Below are 12,932 nucleotides of genomic sequence, written 5' to 3'. Positions count from 1 at the left end.
AAAACGAGTAGGTGCAAAAATTGTCAAAGAAACAAATAAATTAGAATAGTGTATTCTTTGTATATAAAAAAATTCTTTTTGTTTAAATTGATTACATTTTTTTCTAATAAATCAGACTATTTTTTGAACTTCAATAGCTAAAAATACAACTTGTAAAAGTGTGTGTTCAAACTCTACAAGTTAAGTAAGTCTAAATAATTTTTGACAAAAGTTTAATATAAATTTCAATGGCTTCATTTATTTCATCAAGATAAATAAATTCGTCAGCACTATGCGAACGTAGAGAATCTCCTGCACCCATTTTCAAAGATGGACAAGACAAAACAGCTTGGTCGGAAAGTGTTGGCGAACCGTAAGTAGTTCTACCTAAATCAATTCCTGCTTGTACAATCGGATGAGAAATATCAATGCCAGAAGAATTAAGATTGAACGACCTTGCGACTAAATTACTTTTTGTCTGTTTATTCAATAATTCCAAAATTTCTCTATTTGTATAAAGTTCATTGAAACGAACATCCACCACAAAATGACACGACGCAGGTACGACATTGTGCTGCTCTCCTGCATTGATTTGAGTTACACTTATTTTTACTTTTCCTAAGAGAGGCGATATTTTAGGAAATTCATAGTTTTTTAAATAAAAAATATCTTCTAAGGCTTCATAAATGGCATTTTTTGTATTTTCGTGTGCTGCGTGTCCTGCAATTCCTTGAGCATATCCGTCAATAACTAATAATCCTTTTTCAGCGATTGCGAGTTGCATGTGTGTAGGTTCGCCAACAATAGCAAAGTCAATTTTTGGCAATTCTTTTAAAAGTCCACATAAGCCATTTTGTCCAGAACTTTCTTCCTCGCCTGTCGCTGCAATGAGCAAATTATAGTTTAGATTTGGCTCTTTATAAAAATGAACAAAAGTAGCTAACAAAGAAACCAAAGAACCACCAGCATCATTACTTCCCAAACCAAATAATTTCCCATCTTCAATAGTCGGTTCAAACGGATTTCTTGTATAGCCTTTGTTTGGTTTTACAGTATCGTGGTGCGAATTGAGTAAAATAGTAGGTTTATTTGTGTCAAAATGTAGATTGGTTGCCCAAATATTGTTATTACTTCGTTTAAAATCAATTCCATAAGTTTCCAAATAATTAGAAATTAAAATGGCTGTTTCGTCTTCTTCACTAGAAAATGATTGTGTAGAAATTAGATTTTGAAGTAATTGTATGGCTTTTTCTTGAAGATTTTTTATTTTAGCTTTAGGTGTTGAATTTTTCATTTTTTAAGTCAAATTATAAGTATTTCAGACTTCCCAGTCTGAATAAATTTAGTTTTTTCTAACAGACTGGGAAGTCTATTATACATGAATTTCAGTATGTGGCAAATCTGTGTTTTTGATAAAATCAATATTGCTAATAATTACTTTCTGAACACCTTTTTGAAGTGCATCAAAACAGTTATCTAACTTTGGAATCATTCCTTGATAAATAATTTCTTGCTTTTTCAGTTCTTCATATTCTTGGAGTTTCAGCGTAGAAATAATTGAATTTTCGTCTTCTGTATCTCTTAAAACTCCTTTTTTCTCAAAACAATAAATCAAAGTTGTTTCATAATTTTGACTCAATGCAACAGCAAGACTTGAAGCAATCGTATCAGCATTGGTATTTAATAAAGTGCCTTTTTTATCGTGAGTAATGGCAGAAAAAACAGGAATTGTCTTTTTTTGAAGTAAAAAATCAATTATTTCTGTATTTATTTCTTCAATATCTCCAACAAAACCATAATCAATATTCTTTACAGGACGTTTTTTTGCCAAAATTGTATTTGCATCTGCTCCTGATAAACCCAAAGCATTACAATTTTTACTTTGAAGAGTAGCTACGATTTTTTTATTGATAAGTCCTGCATAGACCATAGTAACGACTTCCAACTCTTCTTTTGAAGTGATGCGTCTTCCTTCTACCAATTTCGAAACAATTCCTAATTTTTGACTGATTTGTGTAGCTATTTTTCCACCTCCATGAATCAGAATTTTTGGTACAGAAAGACAAGCAAAGTTTTCTAAAAAAGTATCTAATTCGTTTGGATTGTCGATACAATTTCCTCCTATTTTGATGATGTAAAGTTGCTTTTTCATTTCAAATACTGATTAGCGAGTGATTTTTATGATTACTATGATAATTACAGGATGAATACAATAGGAAAATAAATTACTACTTTGAAATGGTTAACTATCTGATATTCAGAAATTCTAATTCGTAATCCGTAACTTTTAATTCTTTTAATACGGAATAGTATAACCAAATTTCTCTTCTAAAATATGAAATAACACCGTTTGAGCAGCATAAACTCTATTGTGTGCTTGTTCCAAAACAACAGAATTTTCACTATCAATCACTTCATCAGTAACAATAACATTTCTACGAACAGGCAGACAGTGCATAAATTTGGCGTTATTGGTCAGTTTCATTTTTGCTTCATCAACTATCCAATGTTCTAAATTTTGTCCTATTTTGCCATAGTTTCCATTTTCATCAGAAAAAGAAGACCAATTTTTTGCATAAATAAAATCAGCATCTTTAAAAGCTTCTTCTTGATTATTTGTAACAGAAACTCCTTTTGCAAAATCTTCACTAAGCTCAAAACCTTTCGGACACGCAATAACCAATTCTGAATCTGTATTTTTTACCCAATCTACAAACGAATTTGGAACAGCTTGTGGCAATGCTTTTGGGTGAGGAGTCCATGACAAAACTACTTTTGGTTTTTTGATACCATTTGATTTCTCTCTAAATTCTTCAATCGTCAGAACATCAGCAAAAGATTGTAAAGGGTGAGTTGTTGCACTTTCTAAAGAAATGACAGGAACGAGTGCGTGTTTTATAAATTTTTGAAGAGTTTTTTCCTCATAATCGCTTTTTTTATCTGTCAAAGAAGCAAAAGTACGAACACCGATAATGTCACAATATTGCGAAATTACACCTGCTGCTTCTTTTATATGTTCTTGTGAATTTTGATTCATGACTGTTCCATCTTCCATTTCAATCGTCCAACCATCTTGCTGAACATTCATAATCATGACATTCATTCCCAAATTCATGGCTGCTTTTTGAGTACTCAAACGAGTTCGCAAACTTGGATTAAAGAAAAGTAAACCTAGTGTTTTTCCTTTTCCAAAATCACTATGAGAAAGAGGATTTTTTTTAAAATTTTGGGCTGTTTTTACCCATTCTTGCAAATCTGGAACGTCTGCAAAAGAAGTAAAATTTAGATTTTTCATTGTTATTAATTGTATTTTCATAACTGGTTCAAGCGTCGACGCTTGAACCAGTTATAAGAAATTAAGATAAAATTTTATGCAAAGCCTTTATAAAAGGCTCAAATTCAGAATGTGAAATAGAAAGTGGTGGCAAGACACGTAAAACATTTGGATTAGAAGACGAACCTGTAAAAATATGATATTCATAAAGTAACTTTTGGCGCAACTCTTTGATAGGAAATGGCATTTCAATTCCTAACATCAAACCTCTTCCCTTTACTTTTTGGACAGAAGGAACTTTTGCTAAATCTTCCATTACCTTTTTACTAACTTTATTTACATTTTCTAGTAAATTCTCACTTTCCAAAACTTCCAAAACTGCCATACTTGCAGCACAAGCCAAATGATTTCCACCAAAAGTAGTTCCCAACATGCCATAATGTGCTTCAATAGTTGGGTTTATCAAAACTCCACCAATAGGAAAACCATTGCCCATTCCTTTTGCCATCGTAATCAAGTCAGGTTGAATATTTGCCCACTGATGAGTAAAAAACTTCCCACTTCTGCCAAAACCACTCTGAATTTCATCAAGAATTAGCAAAGAATTGTGTTTTTTACACTCATCTTGCAAAAATTGAAGATAGCTTTCTGTTGCCATATCCAAACCTCCAACACCTTGTATTCCTTCCAAAATAACAGCACAAACATCTTTTTGAGAAAGAGCTTCTACTACTTGTTTTTCATTATTTAATTCTATCCATTTTACTTCAAAATTATTCTCATTAAGAGGAGCAGACAGTTTAGAGTTATCAGTAACATTTAAAGCTGCTGCCGTTCTTCCATGAAAACTATTTTTGAAAGCAATTACTTTTTTCTTTTTAGTATGAAAAGAAGCTAATTTTAGTGCATTTTCAGTAGCTTCTGCGCCACTATTACATAAAAAAAGTTTGTAATCTGAATAAGCACTTTGCTGAGTCAATCTTTTAGCTAATTCATTTTGAGTTGGAATATCTATCGAATTGGAATAAAAACCGATTTGAGAAAGCTGGTCAGAAATGCGTTTGACATAATGAGGGTGAGAATGACCGATAGAAATAACGCCATGACCACCGTACAAATCAAGGTATTTTTCGCCATCATCAGTAAAAATGAAAACTCCTTTTGCCGAAGTTGGAGAAAGGGTATATTTTGGATAAACGTCGAATAAATTCATGAGTTTTTAGAAAAAATGTTTTGTATTTCTCGTTCAAGCATTTGCTTGGACGCTCTTTTTTGCAAGCATATGCTTGCGAAATTGTAAGCACAAGATAGAATCTTGCGCTAGAATATAGAATTAGAAATAATTAGCTTTAAAAGTAAGTCCAGTTTCTTGTGGAAAATCAAATTGTAAGTTCATATTTTCAATCGCTTGTCCTGCTGCACCTTTCAGAAGATTATCAATACAAGAAGTAATAAGAATTTTATTGTCAATCTTTTGAATATGCAAAAGACAATAATTTGTATTTACAACTTGCTTTAAATCAATTGGTTTGTTGCTGATTTTGACAAAAGGAGCATCTTTATAGAAATCTTGATAGATAGAAATTATTTCTTTTTCGGACGTATTTTTATCTGAATTTTCATTTTCCAAAGTAACATACATACTTGCAAAAATTCCTCTTGTGAAATTTCCTCTTAGTGGAATAAAATTGATTTCTCCTTCAAAATTTTGAGATATATCTTTCAAACTTTGCTCAATTTCCCCCAAATGTTGATGAGAAAAAGGTTTGTAAATAGAAACATTCTCATTTCTCCAACTAAAATGAGTAGTTTCTAAAAGTGATTGTCCTGCGCCTGTTGAGCCTGTCAGCGCATGAACATGCCATTCTTTTATAGTTGGAAAATGTTTTGTTAAAGGCAAAACTCCTAATTGAATCGCTGTTGCAAAACATCCAGGATTAGCGATATAGTTACTTTCTTTTATTTTTTGAGAATAAATTTCAGGCAAACCATAGACAAATTCTAATTCTTTTGCCTCATTTTTTTCCAAATCTTTTTCTTCGTCTTTTATAGTTTTTACTTTAAGAATTTTGTCTTTATTCAATCTAAAATCATTACTCAAATCTATAATTTTGGTCGTTTCAGAAAACTGATTTTCTAACAAAAAACGAGTAGAATTTCCGTGTCCCAAACACAAAAAGACAATATCAATTTGAGGATTTACTTTTTGAGAGAAAACTAAATCAGAGTGAAATAAATCTGTATGAATTTCGCTGATTTTTTTGTCAGAATGAGAATGACTATATATAAAATCAATTTCTGTATGTGGATGATTGATAAGACAACGCAAAAGTTCGCCAGCTACATAACCACTTCCTCCAACGATTCCAACACTGATTTTTTTGGTTATATTATTTTTCATTTTCTTGTTGTTTTTGCTGTGCTTTATTTTGAGCTTTGGTTTGAACCTTATTTTGCACCTGAGTAAAAATTTGAAGTGAATTTCCTAGAATTTTTGTAAATCCTTTTACATCATCTCCAGACCAATTTTTATTCATTTCTCCATACTCTCCAAAATCCGATTTCATTAAGTCAAAGTCTGACTCAATTCCTTCAATTACAAAACGATAAGGAGCTAACTCAACAAATACTTTTCCTGTAACATTCTTTTGAGAATCTTCTAAAAATGTTTCGATATTTCTCATCACAGGTTCAAAATATTGCGATTCGTGGATAAACATTCCGTACCAATTACTTAGCTGTTCTTTCCAATACATTTGCCATTTTGAAAGTGTGTGTTTTTCTAAAGTATGATGCCCTTTTATGATAATACTTGCTGCTGCTGCCTCAAAACCAACTCTTCCTTTTATTCCAATAATTGTATCTCCTACGTGTGTATCTCTTCCGATTGCATATTTATTTGCTATATCTTCTAGCATTTGAATGACTTTTACAGGGTTCATTTTTTCATTATTGATACCACAAAGTTCTCCCTTTTCAAAATCCAACGTAACTGTTTCGCCTCCATTTTCTACGAGCTGACTTGGATAGGCTTCTTCAGGCAAAGATTTGTGAGAAGTCAAAGTTTCTGCACCTCCTACACTTGTTCCCCAAAGTCCTTTATTGATAGAATATTTTGCTTTTTCCCAATCTAATTCAACGCCCTGCGATTTTAAGTAAGCCACTTCTTGTTCTCTTGAAAGTTTTTGCTCTCTAATTGGTGTCAAAATTTCTATTTGAGGTGCAATTAATTGAAAAACTAAATCAAAACGTACTTGGTCGTTTCCTGCACCTGTGCTTCCGTGTGCAATATAATCGGCTTTTATTTTTTTTGCATAGTTTGCTAATGCAATAGATTGATAGGTTCTTTCTGCACTGACTGACAAAGGATAAGTATTGTTTCGAAGTACATTTCCAAAGATTAAATATTTAATAATTTTGTCGTAATATTCGTCGGTTACCTCTAAAGTTGTATGATGAACAGAACCTAAATCGATAGCTTTCTTTTCGATAGCTTGAAGCTCTTCTTCTGAAAAACCTCCAGTATTGACGATTGCTGTATGTACTTCAAGATTTTTTTCGTGAATTAAATATTTGATACAATAAGAAGTATCTAAACCCCCACTAAAAGCAAGAAGAACTGTATTTTTACTAGACATATTTTTATAAATTTTTGAAAGTTATTTTGATTTATTTTCTTTGTAAATAACGTCTTTAAATCTTGGGAAGATATTGACTTTACGTTTTAGGCGAATGCTGCGAAGTTTGAGAAAACGAACAAAGTTGCTCCATTTTTTTTGTTTGTCTTCAGGTTTAGAAGGTACTGTATGCGTTTTCAAATCGCACATCATCCCTGTACAAAGGCATAGTTTTTTATCATTTCGCTGCAAAACATCATAATTGACACAACCTTGACAGCCTTTCCAAAATGCCTCATCTTGAGTGAGTTCGGAAAAAGTAACAGGTTTGTAGCCCAAATCAGAATTGATTTTCATGACAGCAAGGCTCGTCGTAATTCCGAAAAGTTTAGAGTTAGGATATTTTTTCTTCGAAAGCTCAAAAGTTGCTTGTTTTATAGATTTTGCTAATCCTGTTTTGCGATAATCTGGATGAACAATCAAACCCGAATTAACAACATATTTTTGGTCTTGCCACGTTTCGATATAACAGAAACCGACTACTTTTTTGTCTGTTCCTTCCCTTGTCTGATTTTCTAAGGCAATAATTGCCTTTCCTTCTTGCATTTTTTGTTGAATATAAACAGGGTCTCGTTTGGCAATTCCTGTACCTCGTGCTTTTGCAGCCTCCTCAATCATTTGACATAACGAAACGGCATACTTCTGATGAGTTTCATCAGCAATTACTATTGATACCATAATAAAATAGAGAAAATAAAGAATAATAATATGCAAAAAAGCCAACTGCAACATTGGATAACGCAAAACATATTCTTTTTTGAATAAACTTAATTGAAATAAAAAGAGATTAGTAGTAGAAAACTAATGAGTTTTTGTGAGTTTTATGAAGTCGATACTACGACTGGCGAAGAGGGACAAAATACGTAATTCTGTCAAAACTATATAGACGCACCAAGGCGAAAACGTCGTGAACGTTTTACGCTAGTAGAGCTGATTGAGATTTGCTCTTGTGAGGGATAATATGTGCAATAGTTTTTGTTCATTGAATCACAATGATACACGTTTTTTTTTATAAAAACAAAATTTTGTTTATTTAGCTTTCTTTTTCTTAATAAGATTTAACAAAAAAATTCTCTTTCATTTTCTTAAAATAAAGAAAACAAAAGAGAATTTTTATTTTGTAGTTGTTGGTGTTGCTATCGCTAAAACACCAACAACGGCATTTTTATTTAACTAGCTAAAACTTCTTTTACTCTATCAGCAGCTTCTTTCAAAACAATAGCTGAAATTACATTTAAGCCAGATTCTTTGATAATTTTTGCACCTTCTTCTGCGTTTGTTCCTTGCAAACGAACGATAATAGGCACATCAATTTTTCCAATATTTTTATAGGCTTCTACTACTCCGTTTGCAACTCTGTCACAACGAACAATTCCACCAAAAATATTAATCAAGATAGCTTTTACATTTGGATCTTTTAAGATGATACGGAAACCTTTTTCTACTGTTTCGGCAGAAGCTCCACCTCCAACATCTAAGAAATTTGCAGGCTCACCACCAGCAAGTTTAATCATATCCATTGTAGCCATTGCAAGACCAGCACCATTTACCATACAACCTACGTTTCCGTCAAGTTTTACGTAATTTAAGCCAAATTTACTTGCTTCTACTTCTAATGGAGATTCTTCAGACTCATCTCTAAGTTCTGCCAATTCTTTATGACGATAAAACGCATTATCATCAAGATTAATTTTTGAATCTACTGCCAAGACTCTGTTATCAGAAGTTTTGAAAGCAGGATTAATTTCTACTTGAGAAGCATCAATTCCGATATAAGCAGCATACAAAGACTTGATAAACTTAGTCATTTCTTTGAGTGCTTTTCCTTCTAAACCTAAAGCAAAAGCTACTTTTTGAGCTTGGAAAGATTGCAAACCGAGTTTTGGATCGATCCATTCTTTGATAATTTTTTCTGGGTGGCTTTCAGCTACTTCTTCAATATCCACTCCTCCCTCTTGACTTGCCATAATCACATTACAGTTTTTGTCTCTGTCTAAAAGAACAGCTACATAAAACTCTTTGATTTCTGATTCGCCTTTGTAATAAACGTCTTGCGCTAACAATACTTTGTTTACTTTTTTACCTTCTTCGCCTGTTTGGTGAGTTACAAGTACATTTCCTAAAAGTTGTTTTGCTTTTTCAGCAGCATCTTCTGGAGATTTTCCTAGCATTACGCCATTATAATCTGTACCTACTACTTTTCCTTTTCCACGTCCACCTGCGTGAATTTGAGCTTTTACTACAATCCAATCTGTTCCTGTTTGTTCTCTAAGTTGTTTAGAGGCATCAGCAGCTTTGGCAGCAGAATCAATTACAATTCCTTCTTGAATTGCAACACCGTATTTTTTGAGTAGTTCTTTACCTTGATACTCGTGAATGTTCATATAAAAAATGAGGGTAAAATGAAAAACTAGTTTAATTTTGATTAAAATTACAATGAAAAGAGTAGAATTACAAACCAATTTAGAATAAAATTAAAAGTATGACGTTTGGCTTGAATAAGTAAATAAAAATTACTTATGTTTTTACTTTTCTTTATCTATCATTGCTCCTACGTTTTGCCCTCCTAATAAATGCAGATGCAAGTGAAAAACAGACTGTCCTGCATCTTTATTTGTATTCATTGCCACTCTATATCCTGTTTCTGCAATTCCTTGTTCTTTAGCTAACTGCTTGGCAACCAAAAATAATTTTCCAATAATAATAGCATCTTCTTCTGTAAGGTCATTTATAGTATGAATTTCTTTTTTAGGTACAATCAAAATATGAACTTTTGCTTGAAGTTTTAAAGGTAAAAAAGCAATAACAGTATCATCTTCATATAAAATAGTTGCAGGAAGTTCTCTATTAATGATTTTTGTAAAAACAGACTCTTCTTTTATCTTTTTTGCTTTTTTTTCTTGATAATTTTTATATTCTTGAGAAATAGAATCTGACAGGGTAGCTTGTCCAAAAGTAATAGATGAACTAGAGATAAAAATCAGAATTAAAAATAAAATGTTTTTCATAGATTGATAATGTTTGGTAATATTAAAGCTGTTTAGAAATAGATAAAACCATTTTTTGGATGCCATAGAACAAGAAAATAGGAGAAATAACGCATCTTTTTTTATAAATTAAATTATTGTTTTTCGTGTAGCCACGCTTTTTTCAATAATAACTCTTGTTCTGTTTCTTCAAAGTTTTCATCCAAAACACAACAATCAACAGGACAAACAAAGGCACATTGAGGTTCGTCATGAAAACCATTACATTCTGTACATTTATCAGCTATTATATAGTAAATAAAATCATCCAAAGGAGGAAATTCTGTGTGTGCGTCTAAAACTCTTCCATCTTCGGTTTCTATTTTTTCTAAACTTGTTCCTTCTGCAAAAGACCAGTTTTGAGAACCCTCATAAATCGCATTATTTGGGCATTCTATCTGACAAGCTCCACAATTTATACACGCATCTGTTATTCGTAATGCCATTTTATTTTTTTTAGTATTTTTGTAAGGCAAACGCACGAAATTTTATTTTTTAAGAATTGGTTCAAGCGAGGACGATTGAACCAGTTTTTGTCTAATTCAATCGTCCTCGCTTGAATTTTAAAACTAAAAAAATAGGTCAAAAAGAGTGTAAAATCACACATTTTATTTTCGTGCGTTTGCCCTAGTATTTTTGGAATCACAAATTTAATCAAAATAGAATTCACTAAAAAACAACCTACTTTGAATAACAAATATATTTTTAAATCACAACGATTAGGTTTCAGAAACTGGCAAGATTCTGATACAGAAAAACTTTTTGCTTTAAACTCTGATGAAGAAGTCATGGAGTTTTTTCCTTATTTGCCTTCTTTAGAACAAACAAAATTATTGATAGAAAAAATGACGAATCAATTTGAAAAACATGGTTTCTGTTATTTTGCTGTTGATGAATTAGAAACAGAAGAGTTTATTGGTTTTATCGGAATAGCAGAACAAAATTTTGAAGCTGATTTTACGCCTTGTGTAGATATTGGTTGGCGATTAGCTAAAAAATACTGGTACAAAGGCTATGCAAGTGAAGGCGCAAAACGTTGTTTAGAATTTGCCTTTAATGACTTAGATGAAAATAAAAAACTAGAATCTATAAAAGCAGTAGCACCAAAAATAAATCTAAAATCTAGGAAAGTCATGGAGAAAATTGGAATGAAATACGTAAAAGATTTCAGACACCCAGCTTTAGAAAATGATCCAGAATTAGAAATTTGTGTGCTTTATGAGATAAATAGAGGGGATTTTCAAAATCTAAACCTATAAGATTTTCAAAAACCTTATAGGTTTGATTGAATTACTTCATTAAAGTAAGTTCTGTTTCTGCTGGAAGTTTAGCTACATTTCTCATTGTGTAGCCTTCATCAGTTTTGACCATCTCAAAAGAAACTTTATCATCTTTTGCTATTTCGCTTAGGTAAGCAGCATTTGATTTCAAAGCCATTTTCATAGCTCCCATTACCTCAGGAATTTCTTCATGACTAACCATTACCATCGTATTTCCTTCTGCATCAGCTTCTGGAATTTCGACAATCATACCACGCACTTGATATACTGTTTCTTGTGGAGTTTCATCAACTACTACAACTTCCTCAGTTGGAGTTTCTTCTAAAAGTTCCATGTCTTCTACTGCAACTTCTTCAGTAGCTTCTGTTTTTTTAGTTTGACAAGCAAACATAAATGTAGCTGCAAGAGCTAAAAGGGCAATCTTTTTCATAAAAATAAGTTTTAAATACTGAGTATAGGTAAACGGTAAAATTTCAAACCTGCATTTTAATACTAATTTGATTGCTCAAGTTAATCAAGTTTGAAAGCACAATTTAATCAAAATATACTTATTTTTACTGATTTTATTTTTCTGTTTCCTTTTTATTTACTTGCTTCTTTTCTTCTTCCTCTAACAGAAAAATCAGTTCACTAACCAAATGAGCAGCATTAAAAGAGGCTACCTTCAAAAACTTTTTGTATAATTTGGCTGCATTTTCATCGGCTGTATCACTAATACTTCTGATGACTACAAACGGAACTCCCTGTTGATAACAAATTTGAGCAACTGCTCCTCCTTCCATCTCAACTGCTTTTGCTTTAAATTCTTTTTCCAATCTGTTTTTGAATTGTGTTGAGGCTACAAAAACATCTCCTGTTACGATTGTACCTGTATTTACAGTTGGTTTGCGTTTGGCATCATAGGTTCTGATAAATTTTATTCTTGCTTTTTCTCCTGCTTCTTGTGTCTTGGCAATCAAAAGAGAATCACATGGAAAGTACAATGGATTTGAAGTTTCATCATAATCAAAAGTCTGCCACACAGTTATTCCTTCTGTTGTTAATTGTCCAAAATCGTGTTGTGCTGCTCTATCTCCCACTACAATATCACCTGGTAAGAGTAAAGAATCAATTCCTCCTGCAATTCCTGTAAAAATTACTTCTGATGGATTGAAATGTTCTAATAAAAGAGCTGCTGTCATGGCAGAATTTACTTTACCAATTCCAGACTTAACAACCACAACATCACGAGTACGCATTTTGCCAACCGTAAAAGTAATTCCCATAATTACTGTATCTCGTTTTGGATGAACTTTTAGCTTAAATAACTCTACTTCTACTTGCATGGCTCCAATAACTGCCGTAAAAGGTTTACGATTTGGGTTTTTGAGTTTTTGTTTTTGGCGAGCAGAAAGTTCATTTTTTTTACTCTCTTCTACCTTTCCTTCAATATCCGAAGCCGTTTGCGCCACTGAGACAAAAGAAATTATACTAAAAAAACTACACAAAATTATAAAAGCTATTTTAGAAAATGACAATAGAGATACCAACTTATTCATACAATTAATTAGGGTCAATTTTATAAAAAATACAAAAGATGCTACAAAGTAAGCAACTTTTTTAGAAAAATACTTAAAAACACAACTACAAACAAAAACCTAGCAAATCTAAAGATTATTTGTAGAGTACTAGACATGAATATAAAATCTATCGGTAA

General features: G+C 32.0%; 13 protein-coding genes. 1 reads left to right on the top strand and 12 read right to left on the bottom strand.

The window, feature by feature from the left end; translation table 11 throughout:
• Window positions 1-190: 190 nt before the first annotated feature.
• From ACE193_RS23335 to ACE193_RS23290, 10 genes are all read right to left on the bottom strand, one after another.
• On the bottom strand, window positions 191-1,273 hold the full coding sequence (locus ACE193_RS23335; protein ID WP_375560594.1) for a M20 family metallo-hydrolase: 1,083 nt from the start codon (window positions 1,271-1,273) through the stop codon (window positions 191-193).
• Window positions 1,274-1,351: 78 nt separating this feature from the next.
• On the bottom strand, window positions 1,352-2,131 hold the full coding sequence (gene argB, locus ACE193_RS23330; protein WP_375560593.1) for an acetylglutamate kinase: 780 nt from the start codon (window positions 2,129-2,131) through the stop codon (window positions 1,352-1,354).
• 144 nt (window positions 2,132-2,275) lie between these two features.
• The gene (locus ACE193_RS23325) at window positions 2,276-3,274 is read right to left on the bottom strand and encodes an N-acetylornithine carbamoyltransferase (protein WP_375560592.1); all 999 of its coding nucleotides are present in this window, start codon (window positions 3,272-3,274) and stop codon (window positions 2,276-2,278) included.
• Window positions 3,275-3,335: 61 nt separating this feature from the next.
• Window positions 3,336-4,466, bottom strand: a complete 1,131-nt coding sequence (locus ACE193_RS23320; protein ID WP_375560591.1) for an aspartate aminotransferase family protein — start codon at window positions 4,464-4,466, stop codon at window positions 3,336-3,338.
• A 120-nt stretch (window positions 4,467-4,586) separates the two neighbouring features.
• On the bottom strand, window positions 4,587-5,654 hold the full coding sequence (gene argC / locus ACE193_RS23315) for an N-acetyl-gamma-glutamyl-phosphate reductase (RefSeq protein WP_375560590.1): 1,068 nt from the start codon (window positions 5,652-5,654) through the stop codon (window positions 4,587-4,589).
• Window positions 5,644-6,891 carry an argininosuccinate synthase gene (locus tag ACE193_RS23310; RefSeq protein ID WP_375560589.1) on the bottom strand — a complete coding sequence of 416 codons (1,248 nt, stop codon included), beginning with the start codon at window positions 6,889-6,891 and terminating at the stop codon, window positions 5,644-5,646. The genes argC and ACE193_RS23310 overlap by 11 nt, the downstream gene beginning before the upstream one ends.
• Before the next feature lie 21 nt (window positions 6,892-6,912).
• Window positions 6,913-7,608 (bottom strand): GNAT family N-acetyltransferase, encoded by a 696-nt coding sequence (locus ACE193_RS23305; protein WP_375560588.1) that lies wholly within the window; start codon window positions 7,606-7,608, stop codon window positions 6,913-6,915.
• Window positions 7,609-8,099: 491 nt separating this feature from the next.
• Window positions 8,100-9,314, bottom strand: a complete 1,215-nt coding sequence (gene sucC, locus ACE193_RS23300) for an ADP-forming succinate--CoA ligase subunit beta (protein WP_375560587.1) — start codon at window positions 9,312-9,314, stop codon at window positions 8,100-8,102.
• Window positions 9,315-9,455: 141 nt separating this feature from the next.
• A complete protein-coding gene (locus tag ACE193_RS23295) occupies window positions 9,456-10,004 on the bottom strand; it encodes a histidine triad nucleotide-binding protein (protein WP_375560586.1) in 549 nt (182 codons plus the stop codon).
• A gap of 47 nt (window positions 10,005-10,051) precedes the next feature.
• Complete coding sequence (locus ACE193_RS23290) at window positions 10,052-10,402, bottom strand: 4Fe-4S binding protein (protein ID WP_375560585.1); 351 nt, start codon at window positions 10,400-10,402, stop codon at window positions 10,052-10,054.
• 240 nt (window positions 10,403-10,642) lie between these two features.
• On the opposite strand from ACE193_RS23290, the gene ACE193_RS23285 reads away from it, so the two are divergent.
• Window positions 10,643-11,215, top strand: coding sequence for a GNAT family N-acetyltransferase (locus tag ACE193_RS23285; protein WP_375560584.1), 573 nt, complete (start codon window positions 10,643-10,645; stop codon window positions 11,213-11,215).
• A 31-nt stretch (window positions 11,216-11,246) separates the two neighbouring features.
• Here the strand turns inward: ACE193_RS23285 and ACE193_RS23280 are convergent, their stop codons facing one another.
• Together ACE193_RS23280 and ACE193_RS23275 are read right to left on the bottom strand one after the other, a co-directional pair.
• The gene (locus ACE193_RS23280) at window positions 11,247-11,666 is read right to left on the bottom strand and encodes a copper-binding protein (protein WP_375560583.1); all 420 of its coding nucleotides are present in this window, start codon (window positions 11,664-11,666) and stop codon (window positions 11,247-11,249) included.
• Between the two features lie 133 nt (window positions 11,667-11,799).
• Window positions 11,800-12,723: a 5'-methylthioadenosine/adenosylhomocysteine nucleosidase gene (locus ACE193_RS23275; protein ID WP_375560582.1), complete on the bottom strand. Its 924-nt coding sequence runs from the start codon at window positions 12,721-12,723 to the stop codon at window positions 11,800-11,802.
• Between the last annotated feature and the right edge of the window lie 209 nt (window positions 12,724-12,932).

Origin of the sequence: Bernardetia aquimarina (assembly GCF_042180575.1) — a bacterium.
GTDB lineage: Bacteria > Bacteroidota > Bacteroidia > Cytophagales > Bernardetiaceae > Bernardetia.
Note: the sequence above shows the minus strand (reverse complement) of the source record. Positions and strands in the feature narration are given on the sequence as shown.